The sequence below is a fragment of the Labedaea rhizosphaerae genome (assembly GCF_004362825.1).
In the GTDB taxonomy this organism is placed as follows: domain Bacteria; phylum Actinomycetota; class Actinomycetes; order Mycobacteriales; family Pseudonocardiaceae; genus Labedaea; species Labedaea rhizosphaerae.
Genome location: NZ_SNXZ01000001.1, coordinates 1,207,510 through 1,225,304, shown reverse-complemented (window position 1 = coordinate 1,225,304; position 17,795 = coordinate 1,207,510). Strand labels below are relative to the sequence as shown.

Annotated in this window: 18 protein-coding genes; 8 read left to right on the top strand and 10 right to left on the bottom strand. The window is 69.6% G+C overall.

All coding sequences use genetic code 11. The annotated features are described in order from the left end of the window. The first annotated feature begins 39 nt into the window (after positions 1-39). The 4 genes from sigM (at position 40) to EV186_RS05635 (ending at position 3,821) form a co-directional block, all read left to right on the top strand. The gene (sigM, locus tag EV186_RS05650) at positions 40-666 is read left to right on the top strand and encodes an RNA polymerase sigma factor SigM (RefSeq protein ID WP_133847977.1); all 627 of its coding nucleotides are present in this window, start codon (positions 40-42) and stop codon (positions 664-666) included. Continuing rightward, a complete protein-coding gene (locus EV186_RS05645) occupies positions 663-1,451 on the top strand; it encodes a hypothetical protein (RefSeq protein WP_133847976.1) in 789 nt (262 codons plus the stop codon). The genes sigM and EV186_RS05645 overlap by 4 nt, the downstream gene beginning before the upstream one ends. 82 nt (positions 1,452-1,533) lie before the next feature. Then, a complete protein-coding gene (gene trxB / locus EV186_RS05640; RefSeq protein WP_133847975.1) occupies positions 1,534-2,526 on the top strand; it encodes a thioredoxin-disulfide reductase in 993 nt (330 codons plus the stop codon). A gap of 152 nt (positions 2,527-2,678) precedes the next feature. Next, positions 2,679-3,821 carry an N-acetylmuramoyl-L-alanine amidase gene (locus tag EV186_RS05635; protein ID WP_133847974.1) on the top strand — a complete coding sequence of 381 codons (1,143 nt, stop codon included), beginning with the start codon at positions 2,679-2,681 and terminating at the stop codon, positions 3,819-3,821. Between the two features lie 180 nt (positions 3,822-4,001). Here the strand turns inward: EV186_RS05635 and EV186_RS05630 are convergent, their stop codons facing one another. Continuing rightward, positions 4,002-4,628 carry a GNAT family N-acetyltransferase gene (locus tag EV186_RS05630; RefSeq protein WP_133847973.1) on the bottom strand — a complete coding sequence of 209 codons (627 nt, stop codon included), beginning with the start codon at positions 4,626-4,628 and terminating at the stop codon, positions 4,002-4,004. 188 nt (positions 4,629-4,816) lie between these two features. On the opposite strand from EV186_RS05630, the gene EV186_RS05625 reads away from it, so the two are divergent. Both EV186_RS05625 and EV186_RS05620 read left to right on the top strand, forming a co-directional pair. Beyond that, entirely contained in the window at positions 4,817-6,130 is a 1,314-nt protein-coding gene (locus EV186_RS05625) for an aminotransferase-like domain-containing protein (protein WP_133847972.1), read from the top strand. A 43-nt stretch (positions 6,131-6,173) separates the two neighbouring features. After that, complete coding sequence (locus EV186_RS05620; protein ID WP_133847971.1) at positions 6,174-7,127, top strand: D-alanine--D-alanine ligase family protein; 954 nt, start codon at positions 6,174-6,176, stop codon at positions 7,125-7,127. Between the two features lie 63 nt (positions 7,128-7,190). On the opposite strand, the gene EV186_RS05615 is transcribed toward EV186_RS05620, so the two are convergent. From EV186_RS05615 to rpmH, 9 genes are all read right to left on the bottom strand, one after another. Then, complete coding sequence (locus tag EV186_RS05615; protein WP_133847970.1) at positions 7,191-8,144, bottom strand: ParB/RepB/Spo0J family partition protein; 954 nt, start codon at positions 8,142-8,144, stop codon at positions 7,191-7,193. After that, the gene (locus tag EV186_RS05610) at positions 8,141-9,034 is read right to left on the bottom strand and encodes a ParA family protein (protein ID WP_279538275.1); all 894 of its coding nucleotides are present in this window, start codon (positions 9,032-9,034) and stop codon (positions 8,141-8,143) included. The genes EV186_RS05615 and EV186_RS05610 overlap by 4 nt, the downstream gene beginning before the upstream one ends. A 107-nt stretch (positions 9,035-9,141) precedes the next feature. Further along, the gene (gene rsmG / locus EV186_RS05605) at positions 9,142-9,849 is read right to left on the bottom strand and encodes a 16S rRNA (guanine(527)-N(7))-methyltransferase RsmG (RefSeq protein ID WP_133847968.1); all 708 of its coding nucleotides are present in this window, start codon (positions 9,847-9,849) and stop codon (positions 9,142-9,144) included. Positions 9,850-9,957: 108 nt separating this feature from the next. Further along, positions 9,958-11,067, bottom strand: a complete 1,110-nt coding sequence (locus EV186_RS05600; RefSeq protein ID WP_133847967.1) for a DUF4037 domain-containing protein — start codon at positions 11,065-11,067, stop codon at positions 9,958-9,960. An 81-nt stretch (positions 11,068-11,148) separates the two neighbouring features. Then, positions 11,149-11,733: a Jag family protein gene (locus EV186_RS05595; protein ID WP_424982376.1), complete on the bottom strand. Its 585-nt coding sequence runs from the start codon at positions 11,731-11,733 to the stop codon at positions 11,149-11,151. Positions 11,734-11,789: 56 nt separating this feature from the next. Then, the gene (yidC, locus tag EV186_RS05590) at positions 11,790-12,908 is read right to left on the bottom strand and encodes a membrane protein insertase YidC (RefSeq protein ID WP_133847966.1); all 1,119 of its coding nucleotides are present in this window, start codon (positions 12,906-12,908) and stop codon (positions 11,790-11,792) included. A gap of 5 nt (positions 12,909-12,913) precedes the next feature. After that, the gene (yidD, locus tag EV186_RS05585; RefSeq protein WP_243753826.1) at positions 12,914-13,240 is read right to left on the bottom strand and encodes a membrane protein insertion efficiency factor YidD; all 327 of its coding nucleotides are present in this window, start codon (positions 13,238-13,240) and stop codon (positions 12,914-12,916) included. Further along, positions 13,237-13,599: a ribonuclease P protein component gene (rnpA, locus tag EV186_RS05580; RefSeq protein ID WP_133847965.1), complete on the bottom strand. Its 363-nt coding sequence runs from the start codon at positions 13,597-13,599 to the stop codon at positions 13,237-13,239. The genes yidD and rnpA overlap by 4 nt, the downstream gene beginning before the upstream one ends. A gap of 17 nt (positions 13,600-13,616) precedes the next feature. Further along, positions 13,617-13,754: a 50S ribosomal protein L34 gene (rpmH, locus tag EV186_RS05575; protein ID WP_043614899.1), complete on the bottom strand. Its 138-nt coding sequence runs from the start codon at positions 13,752-13,754 to the stop codon at positions 13,617-13,619. A 464-nt stretch (positions 13,755-14,218) separates the two neighbouring features. Here rpmH and dnaA point away from each other — a divergent pair, with 464 nt between their 5' ends. Further along, the gene (gene dnaA / locus EV186_RS05570; RefSeq protein WP_133847964.1) at positions 14,219-15,841 is read left to right on the top strand and encodes a chromosomal replication initiator protein DnaA; all 1,623 of its coding nucleotides are present in this window, start codon (positions 14,219-14,221) and stop codon (positions 15,839-15,841) included. Positions 15,842-16,650: 809 nt separating this feature from the next. After that, positions 16,651-17,784, top strand: a complete 1,134-nt coding sequence (gene dnaN / locus EV186_RS05565) for a DNA polymerase III subunit beta (protein ID WP_133847963.1) — start codon at positions 16,651-16,653, stop codon at positions 17,782-17,784. Positions 17,785-17,795: the final 11 nt, after the last annotated feature.

Sequence of the window (17,795 nt, the reverse complement as noted above, 5' to 3'; positions counted from 1 at the left end):
TTCTCCGCCGGCGGGTGCAGCACCGATATCCTGCTCGATGTGACTGCCGCTGCCGCTTCGGACGCCGACCTCATCGCGGCGCATGCCGCAGGTGATCCGCGGGCGTTCTCGGAGCTGGTGCACCGGCACCGCGACCGGATGTGGGCGGTGGCGTTGCGCACGTTGCGCGACCCCGAGGAGGCGTCGGACGCGCTGCAGGAGGCGTTCATCTCGGCCTTCCGCGCGGCCAGCTCGTTCCGCGCGGAGTCACAGGTCACGACGTGGCTGCACCGGATCGTGGTGAACGCGTGCCTCGACCGCGTGCGCAGGCGCCAGGCGCGCCCGACGGTGCCGCTGCCCGAGACCGGGCCCGGCGAGCCCACCACGAACCGCGACGCCATGTCGGATCGGGAAACCAAGCTCGTGGTGCAGAACGCCTTGTCGGAGCTGTCGGAAGAGCAGCGGGTCCCGATCGTGCTCGTCGACGTCGAGGGCTACTCGGTCGCGGAAACCGCCAAGATGCTCGGCATCGCCGAGGGCACGGTGAAGAGCCGGTGTGCCCGAGGTCGCGCGAAGCTGGCCAAAGTTCTGGGACATCTGCGGAACCCCGATGCAGATGCGAACGTCCCAGGTGACGTTGGAGGACGACGCGATCTGCGTCGGATGCGTCACTGGGAGGGGTCATGACAAGCACTCGGGGGAGCGGCGGGCCGATGGGGCCGCCGTGGTCTGTCGACCTGCTTGCCGACCTGCATGCGGGGGCGCTCGAGCCGGCTACCGCGTCGCGGGTGTGGGCACAAGTGAACCAGGACCCGCAGGCTCAGGCCGTGTTGCGGGCGCTGGACGCGACAACCGGCAACCTTCGTGAGCTCGGGGCGGCACCGCCGCCGCCGATGCCCGCGGAGTTCGCCGCGCGGTTGGACCAGGCGATCGCCAACGAGGCCCGGTCGCGGTCGGGAGTGGCGCAGGGGGCCGCTCCGGTCGTGAGCCTCGCCGAGGCCAGGCGCAAGCGGAACCGGTGGTTCGCCATCGGTGGTGGGCTCGTCGCGGCGGCCGCTGCGGTCGCCGCGATCGCGGTCGCGGTGCTGCCCGGCAGCGGGACCACCGGCAACGGCGGTGGCGTCGCGGCGACCATCCCGGGTCCGTCCGGCTCCGACGGTGGCGGCGCGCCGCTCGCGGTGCGCAGCAGCGACATGCAGTCGGCGGTCAGCGGCACGCAGAACCACCACGACCTCGGCGCGTTCAAGGACGAGAAGACGCTCGCCGGTTGCCGCGCGGCCAACGGCGTGCCGGCCAACGCGCAGACCGTCGGTGTGCGTCCGGTCACCCTGGACGGGCACCCCGCCATGCTGATCATGACGACCACCGGCAAGACGGCGGAGTTCCGGCTGCTCTTCGTGGAGAACACGTGCTCCGCGGGCAACCCGGCGACCATCCGCGACCAGAAGTTCGGTGGGGTTCCCGGCCACTGAGCGCTGGAACACCGGCCTCTAGGATTTTGTTCACGATGGTGCAGGCGGACGTCCTGCGACGCAGGTGAACCACGGAGGTCAAATGACTGCGCAGGAAGAGGTCCGGAACCTGATCATCGTCGGGTCCGGTCCGGCCGGGTACACCGCAGCGGTTTACGCGGCCCGCGCGCAGCTGGCACCGCTCGTCTTCGAGGGCAGCCAGTTCGGCGGCGCGCTGATGACCACCACCGAGGTCGAGAACTACCCGGGTTTCCGTGACGGCGTCATGGGTCCTGACCTCATGGAGCAGATGCGGGCGCAGGCCGAGCGCTTCGGCGCGGAGCTGCGGCCCGAGGACGTGGAGTCGGTCGAGCTCGAAGGTGACGTCAAGTACGTGACCGCGCACGGCAAGCGCTACGCGGCCAAGGCCGTGGTGCTGGCCATGGGTGCGGCGGCGCGCTACCTGGGCATCCCGGGTGAGCAGACCCTGCTGGGCCACGGCGTGTCGGCGTGTGCGACCTGTGACGGCTTCTTCTTCCGCGACCAGGACATCGCCGTCGTCGGCGGCGGTGACTCGGCGATGGAGGAGGCCACGTTCCTCACCCGGTTCGCCAAGTCGGTGACGATCATCCACCGGCGCGAGGAGTTCCGGGCGTCGAAGATCATGCTGGAGCGGGCGAAGGCGAACGAGAAGATCCGCTGGCAGCTCAACTCCGAGGTCCTCGAGGTGCTCGGCGACAAGACGGTGTCCGGCGTGAAGCTGCGCGACACGATCACCGGCGAGGAGTCGGAGCTGGCGGTCTCGGGCCTGTTCATGGCGATCGGCCACGACCCGCGCAGCGATCTCGTCCGCGGCGTGGTCCAGGTCGACGACGACGGCTACGTCCTGACCAAGAACGGCACGACCTACACCAACGTCGACGGCGTCTTCGCGGCCGGCGACCTGGTGGACCGCACCTACCGGCAGGCGATCACGGCGGCGGGCTCCGGCTGTGCCGCGGCGATCGACGCCGAGCGGTGGCTGGCCGAGCACGGTGAGGAAGCGGCGGCCGAAGCTCCTGAGCTGGTCGGCGGGGGTTACGCCCCGACCAAGTGAGGTAACCACCGACGCGGCAGACGAAGTTCGCGGACCCTACGCGATCGGCGGACGCCCACAGGGCACAATGACGTAATCGATCGCGAAGCTTTGCGATTCATGTCTTGAGACGCACCGGCGACCCGCTGGTGCCCGGCCCGAGTGAGGGGTGCATGCGGGTTCTGCGCCGTGGTGATGTGGGTCCGGCCGTTGCCGAGGTTCGCTCCACCCTTGCTGCGCTGGAACTGCTGCCCCCGATCCGCGGTATGGCCGACCAGGCGCCGTTCGACGGGGACGTCGAGCACGCCGTGCGGGCGTTCCAGCAGCAGCGTGGGCTCATCACCGACGGCATCGTGGGTCCTGCGACCTACCGCGCCCTGCGGGACGCCACGTACCAGCTGGGCGGCCGTCCGCTGGCCTACATGGTGTCCTCCCCGGTCTCCGGCGACGACGTGCTCGCGCTCCAGGAGCGGCTGCTGGAGCTCGGGTACGACGCCGGCCGGGGCAACGGCGTGTTCGGCCCGCAGACCGAGCACGCGCTGCGCAACTTCCAGCGCGACTACGGCCTGACCGTGGACGGCATCTGCGGCGCCGAGACGGTGCGCGCGCTGCGCCAGCTCTCCCCGCGGGCCCGTGGCGGCAGCCCGGTCCTGCTGCGCGAGCAGGAGCGCGTGCGTCGCGCCGGCCCGCGCCTGACCGGCAAGCGGATCGTCATCGACCCGGGCCACGGCGGTTCCGACACGGGCGTCGAGGTCGAGGGCGTGCGCGAGCGTGACCTGGTGTGGGACCTGGCGCGCCGGCTCGAGGGCCGGATGGTCGCGACCGGCATGGAGGCCCTGCTCTCCCGCGGGCCCGACCAGTGCCCGGACGAGGGCGATCGCGCGCACTTCGCCAACGAGGCGGGCGCGGACCTGTTCCTGTCCTTGCACTGCGACAAGAACTCCTCACCGGTGGCGCAGGGCGTCGCGAGCTTCCACTTCGGCACGGTGAACGGCACGTCCACGGTCGGTGAGTTGCTGGCCGGGTACATCCAGCGCGAGCTGGTGGCCCGGACCGGGCTGAAGAACTGCCGCACCCACCGCAAGACCTGGGACGCGCTGCGCCTGACCCGCTGTCCCGCCGTCCGCGTCGAGATCGGCTACCTGACCAACGCCGACGACCGGGCCCGCATGTCGGACCCGGCGTTCCGCGACGTGGTCGCCGAGGGGATCTTGGTGGCCGTCAAGCGCCTGTACCTGCTCGGCGAGGGCGACCAGCCGACCGGGACGTTCACGTTCGCGGACGTCCTGCGGCACGAGCTGGCGAAGGCCGAGTAGTCCACAACTTCCGGCGAGTTGTCCACAGGCTGTCCCCCGTATGTCCACAATGGAACATGGGCGCTGACCTGCGTTTCTCACGCGTTCCGCAGATTCGTCCAGGAACGAACCCGGGTTGTCCACAAGTTACCCACAGGCCAGTCCGCGACCGATCAGGCTTGTTCCACGTGAATCATGCGATCAGCGCTGAAGCACCGGCGTAGCCGTGGTGACGGAAACCGTGCCGAGCAGCCGCTCCAGCGCCGCCTCGACGTCTTCCTTCCACGTCAGCGCGCTGCGCAACTCCAGCCGCAACCGGGGCCAGCGGGGGTGCGGGCGCACGGTCTTGAAGCCCACGGAGGTCAGGAAGTCGGCCGCTACGACGCACGACTTGTCCTCGTCCGGCTTCGCGTCGCCGAAGGCCTCGATGGCCTTCACGCCGCGCCGGGTGAGGTCCTTGGCCACGGCCTGGACCAGCATGCGGCCGAGCCCGCCACCGCGGAACTCGGGGAGCACGTGGAAACCGGTCAGCATCACCGCATCGGGGCTGATCGGCGAGGTGGGGAAGGCCATGGCGCGCGGCACCGCGCTCGGCGGCGCGTACAGCACGAACCCGACCGGGAGCTTGTCGCTGTAGACGATCCGGCCGCAGGAGCCCCACTCCAGCAGCACGCTGGAGACCCAGGCCTCCTTCTCGAGCTCGGCCTCGCCGAACTGCTCGATCTGCTCCTTGAGGTGCGGCGCGACCTCCCAGTACACGCAGCCCCGGCAGTGCTTGGGCAAGTCCTCCAGGTTGTCCAGCGTGACGCCCACGACGCGTCGCGACACCCGACCTCCCAAGATTCCTGCTCGAGCGGCCCGCAGTGATCGCATCGGCCTGTCTCCACCATGCCACAGGCTCACGCGGACCCGCAGCTGAGCATAGAGCGGTGTGATGAGCGTCGGAAGTTGCCGGAGGGCCCAGAACCTCTGGTTACACTCGATCGATTGACGTGCCCCGACCCGGCGGAGTGCTCATGACCTCGAACGATCCGCAACGTTCGACAAGACACGACCTCGATCCGCACCTGCAGCGCTACGCAGCGCGCGCTGTGGGCATGACGGCGTCCGAGGTGCGTGCGCTCTTCGCCGTGGCGAGCCGGCCCGAGGTCGTGTCGCTGGCGGGCGGCATGCCCAACCTCGCCGCGCTGCCGCTCGACTCGCTCTCCGCCGAGGTAGCGCAGATCATCGCCACCGAGGGGCTGACCGCGTTGCAGTACGGCTCCGCGCACGGCGTGCCGAAGCTGCGTGAGCAGATCTGCGACGTGATGGCCCTGGAGGGCGTCACCGGTCACCCCGACGACATCGTGATCACGGTCGGCTCGCAGATGGCGCTCGACCTGGTGACCCGGATCTTCTGCGACCCCGGCGACGTGGTGCTGGCCGAAGGGCCGTCCTACGTGGGCGCGCTGGGCACGTTCGCCTCCTACGAGGCCGACGTGGTCCACGTGGCCATGGACGAGCACGGTCTCGTGCCCGACGCCCTGCGGGCCGCGCTGGCGGCCGTCGAGCGGGCGGGCAAGCGCGCCAAGTTCCTCTACACGATCCCGAACTTCCAGAACCCGGCCGGCGTGACCATGGCTGTGGACCGGCGCGCCGAGATCGTGGAGATCTGCGCGCGGCACCGCGTGCTCGTCGTCGAGGACAACCCGTACGGGCTGCTCGGCTTCGACGGGCAGATCTACCCGGCGCTGCGCTCGATGGACGCCGACAACGTGGTCTACCTCGGCTCGTTCTCCAAGACGTTCGCGTCCGGGCTGCGGGTCGGCTGGGCGCTCGCGCCACACGCGGTGCGCGAGAAACTGGTGCTGGCCGCGGAATCCGCCGCGTTGTGCGCGCCGACGCTGAACCAGATGGTCGTCTCGCGCTACCTGGCCACGCACGACTGGAAGAGCCAGATCAAGTCGTTCCAGGAGATGTACCGGGAACGGCGCGACGCCATGCTGGGCGCGCTCGAGCAGCACATGCCGCCGGGGTGCACGTGGACCAGGCCGGACGGCGGCTTCTTCGTGTGGCTCACCGTGCCGGAAGGCATTGACACCAAAGCGATGCAGCCGCGCGCGGTGACCGAGCGGGTCGCGTATGTGCCGGGCACCGGCTTCTACGCGGACGGCTTCGGCAGCAGGCAGATGCGCCTGTCGTTCTGCTACCCGACCCCGGAGCGGATCCGCGAGGGCGTGCGCCGCCTGGCCGCCGTGCTGTCGGAAGAGCTCCAGCTGGTGGATACTTTCGGTCCTGCCGCGCCACGGTCGAGCCACGGCCCGCTCACGCCGGCGCCCGACACCGAGTAGCGTTTCGTTCGTCCACTGTGGACGAGTGGTGAGGAGTTCTTGCGTGACCGACCGCTGGGTTGCCGTGCTGTCCGGGGGCTTGTCCCACGAGCGTGACGTGTCGCTGCGGTCCGGGCGCAGACTTTCCGCCGCGCTGCGCACGGCCGGTGTGACCGTGTCGGAGTGGGACGCGGACGGCTCGCTGCTCGATCGCGTGCGTGAGCACCGGCCCGATGCCGTGGTGATCGCGTTGCACGGCGGGCAGGGCGAGAACGGCTCGATCCAGAGCGTGCTGGAGATGTTGGACCTGCCGTTCGTGGGCACCGACTCGCACGCGTGCCGGCGGGCGTGGGACAAGCCGTCGGCCAAGGCGGACCTGGCCGCGGCCGGGATCGCGACGCCGGACTGGATCGTCCTGCCGCACAGCACGTTCCGCGAGCTGGGCGCGCGGGCGGTGCTGGACGCGATGGTCGAGCGGCTCGGGCTGCCGATGATGCTCAAGCCCGACCAGGGCGGGTCGGCGCTCGGCGCCCAGGTGGTGCGTGACGCCGCCGACCTCCCCGCCGCGATGGTCGGCTGCCTCGCGTACGGCGACACCGTGCTCGCCGAGAAGTTCATCGACGGCGTCGAGGTGGCGATCGCCGTGATCGACGGGCCGGACGGACCGGAGGCGTTGCCCGCGGTGGAGATCGTCCCGGAGAGCGGCGTCTACGACTACACCGCGCGCTACACCGCCGGGCTCACCGACTTCCACGCGCCGGCCCGCGTCGGCGCGGAGACCTCGGCGGCGCTCGCCGAGCTGGCCGTCACCGCACACCGACGGCTCGGGCTGCGCGACGTGTCGCGAACCGATGCGATCGTCGCGCCCGACGGGACCGTCTACTTCCTCGAAGTGAATTCTTCGCCCGGGCTGACGGAGACCTCGCTGCTGCCGATGGCCGTGGAGACCGACGGCCGCTCGCTCGGCGACATCTACGCGTCGCTGATCGAGCGTGCCGTCGAGCGCACTGCGGGTTAGTTATCGACTACCCAAGGTCATCGTCACCGTGACGTAAGGCCCTGGTACGTTCCCTCATCGTTCTCACGAACCCTTTTTGTCCGTTTCTGTCCGCATCAGCTCGACGATGCGTTCAAGATCGTCAACGGACCCGAATTCGACGACGATGCGTCCTTTTCGCTTGCCGAGTTCGACCTTGACCCGGGTGTCGAACCGGTCGGAGAGGCGGTCGGCGAGGTCCTGCAACCCCGGCGCCTGCATCGGCTTGCGGGGAGCGGGCTTCGGCTTGGCGGCGGGCGCGCTCTTCGCGAGCGTCACCGCTTCCTCGGTGGCACGCACCGAAAGCCCCTCGGCGACGATGCGGGTCGCGAGGTCTTCCTGCGCCTCCGGGCTGTCCAGACCGAGCAAAGCGCGGGCGTGACCGGCGGACAACACGCCTGCGGCGACCCGACGCTGGACCGGCAGGGGGAGCTTGAGCAACCGGATGGTGTTGGTGATGACCGGGCGGCTGCGCCCGATCCGGCCGGCCAGTTGCTCGTGGGTCACGTCGAACTCGTCGAGCAGCTGCTGGTAGGCCGCCGCCTCTTCCAACGGGTTGAGCTGGACCCGGTGGATGTTCTCCAGCAGCGCGTCGCGCAGCATCGCGTCGTCGGCGGTCTGCCGGACGATGGCCGGGATGGTGGCCAGCTCCGCCCGCTGGGTGGCCCGCCAGCGGCGCTCACCCATCACCAGTTCGTACGTGTCGTCGCCGAGCTCCCGGACGACGATCGGCTGCATCAGGCCGAACTCGCGGATCGAGTGCTCCAGCTCGGCGAGGGCGTCCTCGTCGAAGACCTGGCGCGGCTGCTTCGGGTTGGGCTTGATCGCGTCGGTGGGCACTTCGCGGTAGATCGCCCCGGCCACGGACGGTTCGGTAGTCGCGCCGTTCGTGGTGGGCACCGCCGCCGGGCGCGGCCGGGTGCCGGGCGCACCCGGCGGGGGACCCTGGGGGATGAGCGCGGCGAGACCGCGGCCGAGACCGCCCTTGCGCTCGCTCATCGCTTGGTCCCGCGCTCGGCGATTTCCTTCGCCGCGTCGAGGTAGCTCATCGCGCCACGGGAACCCGGGTCGTACGCGAGCACGGACTGGCCGAAGCCGGGCGCCTCGGAGACCTTCACGCTGCGGGGGATGACCGTGTTGAGGACCGTCTCACCGAAGTGGTTGCGGACCTCGTTGGTCACCTGGTCGGCCAGCTTCGTCCGGCCGTCGTACATCGTCAGCAGGATGGTCGAGATGTCCAGGTGCGGGTTCAGGTGCGACTGGACGAGCTCGATGTTGCGCAGCAGCTGGCTGAGACCTTCCAGGGCGTAGTACTCGCACTGGATGGGGATCAGGACCTCCTGCGCGGCGACCATCGCGTTGACCGTGAGCAGGCCGAGCGACGGCGGGCAGTCGATGAAGACGTAGTCGGGGTTGAGCTGGTCGAGCGCCTCGCTCGTGAGCGCCTCCTTGAGGCGGGACTCGCGGGCGACCATCGTGACGAGCTCGATCTCGGCGCCGGCGAGGTCTATGGTCGCCGGCACGCAGAACAGGTTCGGCGACTGGTCGCTGACCTGTGCGGCCTCCGCGACGGACACCTCACCGAGCAGCACCTCGTAGATCGAGGGGGTGCCGGAGCGGTGTTCCACGTTGAGCGCGGTGGAGGCGTTGCCCTGGGGGTCGAGGTCGATCACGAGGACCTTGAGACCGTGCAGAGCGAGTCCGGCGGCGAGGTTGACCGCGCTGGTGGTCTTGCCGACGCCGCCCTTCTGGTTGGCGACGGTGAGGACGCGCCGCTGGGTCGGGCGCGGGAGCTGCTCGTTGGGGTGCAGCACGCGGGTGGCTCGCGCCGCCTCTTCGGCGATCGGGGTCCAACCCTGGCCAACGGGATCGTGTGCCGCGTGGCTCACTGGACGGAGCACCTCCCCGGCCCCGACAGCTCCATCCTGAGCCGACTCGGCTCGTGGAGTTTCACGTGGAACATGCGTTGCTCCGATCTGCGCTTCGGTGTGCACCTTCACCGATCCTTCCGTGTCTTGCGCGCGCGGTCACGCCGGGTCCCCGAACTGGTCCGCTCGACCACGACGACCGTCGTCGGCACGTCCAGGACGTCTTCGCCGTACTGCCGGATCGATGGTGCGCCGCCACCGAGGCGCCGCACCGCATCGCGATCCCGGGCTACTTCCTCCGACGCACTCGCGCCCTTCAGGGCCACGAGGTGTCCGCCGGGACGAAGCAGAGGCAGCGCCCAGCCGGCCAGTTTGGCCAGCGGTGCCACCGCCCGCGCGGTGACGACATCGGCACCGCCGGCCTGTTCCTGAACAGTTCGCTCCTCAGCTCGCCCACGAATCACCGAGATGGGGAGTCCCAGCGCCGTGACGACTTCGGAGAGCCACTCGATCCGGCGAGCCATCGGCTCGACGAGCGTGATCCGGAGATCAGGCCGGGCGATGGCGAGTGGGATGCCAGGCAACCCCGCCCCCGACCCGATGTCCACCACGGTAGCTCCTGCGGTCATGTCCGTGGCGACAACGGCGGAGTTCAACACGTGTCGATCCCAAAGCCGATCCACCTCGCGCGGGCCGATGAGGCCGCGTTCGACGCCGTGGCGGGCGAGGAGGGCGGTGAAGCGCTCCGCATCAGCCAACCGGTCACCAAAGACGACCGACGCCGACGGTGGGGCCGCGGGCACCTCGCCCACCACCCCGTGGTCCGCCTCCACCATCACAACTCCCGTTCCACGTGAAACAACGACTCAGTCGATTGTCCCCGAAGACTTCGGTCCTCCTGTCCGACCCACCGAAAGACCACCCGCGTTTCACGTGAAACAGCTCTAGCGATCGCCGGCGACGCTGGATTCATGTGAAACATCGGCGACCGCCTTCATGGCGGCCCGGCGACACCGCGCGTTGCCTACCGCGGCCACGTTGTCCACCACTTGATCTATCGCGCCCGTCATCGGCAGAGCGCGAAGGTCAGGGTCCTCGATGGTCGCCCTGAGCGCTTCGGTGAATCGTTCCGCGTGGAGCACTCGGTACGGCCGTCCGTGGAATGGGCGGATGGTGGGGTCGACCGGATCGGTCAGGCCGCTCGCGTTGTGCAGTTCCGCCACCAACTCGTACGCCGACGCCAGCGAAGCTTCGCGGGCACGGACGTCCGTGGCGGCCAGCGCCGCGGTCAGCAACGGCCGGAGTCGACCGGCATCGGGGAGCGCGGCGAACGCCGAGCCGAGCCACTTGCTGTAAGGCGGGTACCGCCGAGCCAGCAACAGGCACAGCCGCATCACGTCCCGAACCAAGCGGGCGGCCAGCACCGCCGAGCCGAGCTCGTCTCCCGCCTCCGCACAGCGCCCGACGAACGGTTCCTCTTCGCTGAGGCGCTGCCACTGGCACGCCAGCACGTAGCGCCACACCTCGTCCGGGTACCAAGCCAGGCGCTGCCGAACGGCTGCCAAGCGCGACAGGCCGTCGTGGAAGACGGCACCACTGGTCAGTTCGGCCAGCACCTGCGTCGGCGTCGCCAGCCAGTCGAGGACGGTGATCTCGTCCAGCGGATCGAAGCCGAGCCGGTCGATCAACCACGTGCCGAGGTCGGCGATCGCCACGGCGTGGTGGATCGGGCCGTCGGCCGGCTCCATGTGGTGGGTTCCGCCGACCGCCACGAAGTTCGTGGGGTAGCCCGCGATGCGCGGCGGGAGCTCGGTGGCGAGCACAGTGGAGATCGCCGTGCCGTGCACGGCGAGATCATCCGGGGTGAGGAACAGCTGAAGGCGCGGCCCCCAGTCGTGGTCGGTCGAACGGGCGGTGTCGTAGCCGAGCACCTCCGAGCCCGGGCCGATCAACGCCGCGGTGTGGGGGAGGCCGGGGAAGTAGCGGTCCAGCAACGGCCGGACGGCCTCGCCGTAGAGGAGGGCGGACAGCTCGAGGCCGGGTGTGAACTGCATGGCCGGAGTATCGCCGGGCCCGCCAGTGAAATAAGAAAACGGCCCGCCCCCGGAAGGGACGGGCCGTTCTCGAAAGTGGACTCAGGAGTCCAGGAACACCACCACGCGGCGCTTCGGGTCTTCGCCCTCGCTCTCGCTGTGCACGCCCTTCACCGACGCGACGGCGTCGTGGACGACCTTGCGCTCGAACGGCGTCATCGGCTGCAGCCGCACGCGCTCGCCGGAGGACAGCACGCGCTCGGCCGTCGCCCGGCCGAGGTCGCGGAGCTCCTCGCGACGACCGGCTCGCCACCCGGCGATGTCCAGCATCAGCCGGCTGCGGGTCCCGGTTTCCTGTTGCACCGCGAGCCTCGTCAGCTCCTGCAACGCCTCCAGCACCGCACCGCGCGTGCCGACGAGCTTGTCCAGGTCCTCGCCGCCTTCGATGCTGACGATCGCGCGGGACGCCTCGACGTCCAGGTCGATGTCACCGTCGTAGTCCAGCAGGTCCAGCAGCTGCTCGAGGTAGTCGCCCGCGATGTCGCCCTCGCGCACCAGCAGGTCGGCGCCGCTGCGCTGGTCCTCGTGCTGCTCGGCCTCGGACGTCTCCGCCGCGGCGTCCGCAGTGTCCACAGTGTCCACAGCGCCTGCGGTGTCCACCCTCTCCACCCTGTCCACGGCGTCCACGTCGGACTCCACCGCCTCCGACACGGTCAGCTCCTCTCCAGATCGGATCACGTCGCTCACGGCTTCTTCCGGCCCGACTTCTTGCTCCGCGACGAGTCCGAGATCAGGCCCGGGACTTCGTCGGAGGAAGCGGCACGGCTGCCGTTGGTCGCCTTCGCCTGCCCGGCCGGCTTGGTCGCGGCGGGCTTGGTACCCGGCTTGGCCGCGGGCTTCGCTGCGGGCTTGGCGGCCGGCTTCTGACCCGGCTTCGGCGCGGCCGACGACTTCGCCGCGGTGCCGGCGGTCGAACCAGCGGTCGAACCGGCGGCGGTGCCGGGCTTGCGGGTCGGCTTCTGACCGGGCTTGGGCGCCAGCGCGTTGCGCTTCTCGACCGCCTCGGTCTTCTTCTCTTCCTCTTCCTTGTCGATCTTGTTGTAGACCAGGCGCTGCTGCATCAGCGTCCAGCCGTTGTTGCTCAACCAGTAGAGCAGCAGACCGATGAGGAAGAAGGCACCGAAGACCAGCACGCCGAGCGGGAACAAGTACAGCGTGACCTTGTTCATGATCGCGGTCTGCGAGGTCGCCGCCGCCGCGTTCTGGCGGGAGACCGAGTGCCGCGCGGTGAAGTGGGTCGCGATCGACGCCGCGATCATCAGCGGCACGGCCACCAGGATGACCGAACCGCGGTCGACGGTGCCCAGGCTCGCGGCCGGCTCGGTGATGAAGTTGTTCAGCTTCGCACCGAAGATCGTCGCCGCGTTGTAGGACTCGACGCCGTGCTGGTCGAAGAAGTAGTTCTCGGTGCGCGGCTGGCCGTTGGGCAGGATCGACCCGAACGAGCGCAGCACGTGGTTCAGACCGATGAACACCGGGATCTGCAGCAGCATCGGCAGGCAGCCGCCGAGCGGGGAGAAGCCGTGCTGCTGCTGCAGCTTCTGCATCTCCGCGGCCTGGCGCTGCCGGTCGTTGGCGTACTTCTTCTGGATCTTCTTCAGCTCCGGCGCGAACTCCTGCATCTTGCGCATGGAGCGGACCTGCTTCACGAAGGGCTTGAACATGATCGCCCGAAGCGAGAAGACCAGGAACACGATCGCGAGCGCCCACGCGGCGCCGTTGTTGTCGCCCAGGACCTTGCCGAACACCCAGTGCCAGCACCACAGGATGAACGACACCGGGTAGTAGATGAAGTCGAGCACGCCAGTTACTCCTCGACGGGGATCGGGTGTGCCGGGGTCGTCCCGGAGTTCAGGGCCGCGTCACCGCGGCGGGGTGGGACCGGGTCGTAACCGCCCCGGTGCCACGGGCCGCACTTGAGCAGGCGGCGCACCGCGAGCCACAGCCCGCGCACCGCGCCGTGCGTGCTGATCGCCTCGGCGGCGTACGCACTGCAACTCGGCTCGAAGCGGCACGACGGGGGCAGCACCGGTGAGATGAACCGGCGGTAGAACCTGATCGGCTGGAGCAGCACGCGAGCGACGAAACCGGGCCGGGGCTCCACACCGGTCCGCAACAAAGTCGTCGTGCTCACTCAACACCGCCGTCATCGGTCCCCGACAGGCGCAATCGCCGCAACGCGGCATCGAGATCGGCCCGCATGGCGGCACTCGACGCGTCGGCCGCCGGCGGCAACGCCCGCACGACCAACGATCCGTGCAACGGCAGAGTTCCCAGGCGATCGCGCACGATGTGGCGCAACCGCCTGGTCACCCGGTGTCTGACCACCGAGTTGCCGACGGCCTTGCTCACCACGAACCCCACTGTGGTCTGGACCACTTCGGGGCGCGGCAAGGCGTACACCACGACGGTACGGCGCGCGGCTTTGCGCCCGCGCCGTGTGACGAGGCGGAAGTCCTCACCTCGGGTGAGCCGGGCGGCCGGGGGCAGCACGGCAGAGGTCGACCCGGTCAGGCCGACAGCTTCTCGCGCCCCTTGCGGCGGCGAGCGGCGAGGATCGCGCGGCCGGCGCGGGTACGCATGCGCAGGCGGAAGCCGTGCGTCTTGGCCCGGCGGCGGTTGTTGGGCTGGAAGGTTCGCTTGCTCACGGTCGGTCTCCAGTACTGACAGGCTTGTGGTTGTCCCCTGCCATCGGCCCAGCACGGCGCCGCTGGCGGGCGCGCGGAACAGACCCGCTACCAGCGGGAGACTCCGACAAGGGTACGCGAGCGTCGAAACGCCCTCCAACCCGCCCTCCCGCCAGTGGCCGTCCGCGCCGCCCACCGACACGCCGCAACCTTTGAGGTGCTTGCGACGCCCGGCATCTTGTGGCATGCGTCGCCTCTTGTTAGCGTGCCCCTTCTTGGTTGGCCGGATCGGGGAGTGGGAGCCCCTACTGCGCCGCTGAAGTACGTTGAACCCGAAGAGGGGCTTCGCTGCGGTTCGCCGTACCTTCGTGCACAGTTGTGGACAACCCTGTGGATGCCGCGTGGCGTCCGAGTGTCGCGGCCCGCCCCACTTCGCCGGCCGTGGGCACAAGGCTGTGCAAATCGAGGGGAGGGGAGCGCAACAGGTGTCCGAGCAACAGCACACCCTTGGCGTCGTCTGGGAACAGGTCGTCCGGGAGCTGTCCGCGGGAACCCTGTCGCCCCAGCAGCGAGCTTGGATGCGGGTGACCCGGCCGATCGGCCTGCTGGACGGCACCGCGCTGCTCGCCGCGCCGAGCGAGTTCGCCAAGGAAGCGATCGAACGCGCGCTGCGCGAGCCGATCACCGAAGCTTTGTCCCGGCGCCTCGGCCGCACGGTCTCGCTCGCGGTGAAGGTGGACGCGGTGACCGCACCCGCGCCGAAGACCCACGGCATGCCCGAGACCTCCGCGCCGATGCCGCCCATCCCGGCGATTCCCCCCATGCCGCCGATGGAGGCCGTCGACGGCCACGGCGTGTTGAACGGTTCCGCGCCCAACGGCAACGGGGTCAATGGCGTCAACGGACTGAACGGGGTCACCGTCGAGGACTCCGACGGCGACGGGTCCGAGAGCGACGAGGTGGACGAGGAAGGCGACGCGCTCGCCACCGTCCACGAGATCTGGCCGACCTTCACCGGACAGCGCCCGATGAGCGGTCAGCCGTTCACCGCCCCCGCCCAGCCGCAGACCTCGAAGACCCGGTTGAACGAGAAGTACACGTTCGACACCTTCGTGATCGGCGCGTCCAACCGGTTCGCCCACGCGGCCGCGGTCGCCGTCGCCGAAGCGCCGGCCCGCGCGTACAACCCGCTGTTCATCTGGGGCGAGTCCGGACTCGGCAAGACGCACCTGCTGCACGCGGTCGGGCACTACGCCCAGCGGCTGTTCCCCGGCATGCGCGTGCGGTACGTGTCGACCGAGGAGTTCACCAACGACTTCATCAACTCGCTGCGCGACGACCGCAAGGTCGCCTTCCAGCGCCGCTACCGCGACATCGACGTGCTGCTGGTCGACGACATCCAGTTCCTGGAGGGCAAGGAAGGTACTCAGGAGGAGTTCTTCCACACCTTCAACACACTGCACAACGCGAACAAGCAGATCGTCGTCTCCTCCGACCGGCCGCCGAAGCGCCTGGAAACGCTGGAAGACCGCCTGCGCACCCGCTTCGAGTGGGGCCTGATCACCGACATCCAGCCCCCCGAGCTCGAGACACGCATCGCCATCCTGCGCAAGAAGGCCGCGCAGGACCGGTTGAACGTCCCGGCCGAGGTCCTGGAGTTCATCGCCGCCCGCATCGAGGCGAACATCCGCGAGCTCGAGGGCGCGCTGATCCGGGTGACGGCGTTCGCGTCGCTCAACCAGCAGCCGGTCGACGTCGGGCTCGCGGAGATCGTGCTGCGCGACCTGATCCCGGACTCGCACGCGCCGGAGATCAGCGTCACCACGATCATGGCGGTCACCGCCGAGTTCTTCGGCGTGACGATCGACGACCTGTGCGGTCCCGGCAAGACGAAGGCGCTCGCCCAGGCGCGGCAGATCTCGATGTACCTGTGCCGCGAGCTCACCGACCTCTCCTTGCCCAAGATCGGGCAGACCTTCGGCGGCCGTGACCACACGACGGTCATGCACGCGGAGAAGAAGATCAAGAAGGAGATGGCCGAGCGCCGGCGCATCTACGACCAGGTCCAGGAGCTCACCTCCCGGATCAAGCAGCGCGCCCGCGCCTAGGAAAACCCAGTCCCCACGCGGAGACCCCCGGCCCGTCGGTCGGGGGTCTCCGTCGTCGGTGTCTCGGTCATCTGGACCACACGGTCGCCCGCACCTCTTTATTGGCGCTGTGCACGAGCCTCCCCAGCCGCAATAAGAAGGTGCGGCTGGCGGGTTCGCCCGGCCTCTGCCACCCTTCCCCGACCGGCCGCCGGGTCTCGCGCCGCCGTCGTACTGCCGTCTTCCCGCCGTCTCGTGCCGCGGATCTTTATTGCCGGTGGGCCGGACGCTCCCCACCGCGAATAAAACCTGCCGCCTCGGGGCACTCCAAGGCACCCGGACACGCTCCGAATCCGCCCGTTGGGCCGTTCGAGGCGTGGTCTGCGTCACCAGTACGGGGGACTTTGGACCTCAACTTGCGTTCGTCACCCTGTGCAGTGCCTGGGGGCTAACCGACCCACACCTGGGGATGGATCTGTGGACAACTTCCCCGGAATGTGGACGGATCGCGACCGCCGCCGAGTTCTCCACCGACGGGCCGAGCTGTCCACCGGTCCGTACCGTCGTCCGCCCACAGGCGACCGCGCCTGCCGACCTGCTGAGACACCGGCTGTCCACACAATCCACAACGCTTACTACTGCTGCTGTCTTTCTCTTCTCCACAAGAAGAAAAACCTAAAAACAGGGGGACGCCGGATCTGGGGACAGCTCGCCTCGTGGCCTCGGCCGGTGCAGGCTGGACGACGCGGCCCGAGGTGACGGGGCCGAGGGTCACGCTCTACGGTTGCCCTCTACGTCTGGCCGCAACACCTGAGCCGGAAAGGACTCCCATGAAGATCCGCGTCGAACGCGACGGGCTCGCCGACGCCGTCGCCTGGGTGGCGCGCAGCCTGCCGTCCCGCCCGCCCGTTCCGGTGCTCGGCGGCGTCCTGCTGGACGCGGGGTCCGGCAGCGACGGCGAAGCGCTGACCATCTCGGGGTTCGACTACGAGGTGTCCGCGACCGTCGGCGTGCCGTCAACCATCGCCGACGGCGGCCGCACCCTGGTCTCCGGCCGGTTGCTCGCCGACATCACCAAGTCGCTGCCGAACCACCCGGTGGAGATCTCCGTCGACGGCTCCCGGGTCGCGATCACTTGCGGCAGCGCGAAGTTCAGCCTGCCGACCATGCCGGTCGAGGACTACCCGTCGCTCCCGGCGATGCCCAAGCACGCCGGTGAGCTCGCCGGCGAGGTCTTCGGCCAGGCGGTCAGCCAGGTCGCGGTCGCCGCGGGCAAGGACGACACCCTCCCGATGCTCACCGGCGTCCGGGTCGAGATCAACGGCGACACGCTGACCCTCGTCGCCACCGACCGGTTCCGGCTCGCGATGCGTGAGTTCACCTGGACCCCGGACGGCGATGTCGAGGACGCGGCCGTGCTCGTGCCCGCCCGCACCCTCGCCGACGCGGCCAAGTCGCTCGGCTCCGCGGGCAGCAAGGTCTCCCTCGCGTTGTCGGCCAGCGACGGCCTGCTCGGCTTGTCGGGCAACGGTCGCAACACGACCTCCCGGCTGCTCGACGCGGAGTTCCCCCGCTACCGCCAGCTGCTGCCCGCCGAGCAGTCGGCCAGCGCGATCATCGAGGTGGGCCCGCTCGCCGAGGCGATCAAGCGCGTGTCGCTGGTGGCCGAGCGGGGCACCCAGGTCCGGTTGGAGTTCGACGACGGCGGCCTGCGGCTCTCGGCCGGCGGCGACGACGAAGGCAGCGCGGAGGAGGAACTTCCGGTGAGCTTCACCGGCGATCCGGTGACCATCGCGTTCAACCCGGGCTACCTTTCCGACGGGCTCGCCGCCTTGCACTCGGACAAGGCCGAGCTCTCGTTCACCACGCCCAACCGGCCCGCGCTGGTCAAGCCGGTGGGCGAGGAGGACAAGGTGACCCCGGGCTACCTGTACCTGCTGATGCCGGTGCGCCTGCCCGGCTGAGACGATCCCGC

Excerpts from the sequence above, each read along its gene's own strand:
- EV186_RS05615 (WP_133847970.1), bottom strand. The coding sequence starts at position 8,144 with ATGAGCGAGCGCAAGGGCGGTCTCGGCCGCGGTCTCGCCGCGCTCATC.
- EV186_RS05600 (WP_133847967.1), bottom strand. The coding sequence starts at position 11,067 with ATGCAGTTCACACCCGGCCTCGAGCTGTCCGCCCTCCTCTACGGCGAG.
- dnaN (WP_133847963.1), top strand. The coding sequence starts at position 16,651 with ATGAAGATCCGCGTCGAACGCGACGGGCTCGCCGACGCCGTCGCCTGG.
- EV186_RS05625 (WP_133847972.1), top strand. The coding sequence starts at position 4,817 with ATGACCTCGAACGATCCGCAACGTTCGACAAGACACGACCTCGATCCG.
- EV186_RS05635 (WP_133847974.1), top strand. The coding sequence starts at position 2,679 with ATGCGGGTTCTGCGCCGTGGTGATGTGGGTCCGGCCGTTGCCGAGGTT.
- EV186_RS05645 (WP_133847976.1), top strand. The coding sequence starts at position 663 with ATGACAAGCACTCGGGGGAGCGGCGGGCCGATGGGGCCGCCGTGGTCT.
- trxB (WP_133847975.1), top strand. The coding sequence starts at position 1,534 with ATGACTGCGCAGGAAGAGGTCCGGAACCTGATCATCGTCGGGTCCGGT.
- rsmG (WP_133847968.1), bottom strand. The coding sequence starts at position 9,849 with ATGGTGGAGGCGGACCACGGGGTGGTGGGCGAGGTGCCCGCGGCCCCA.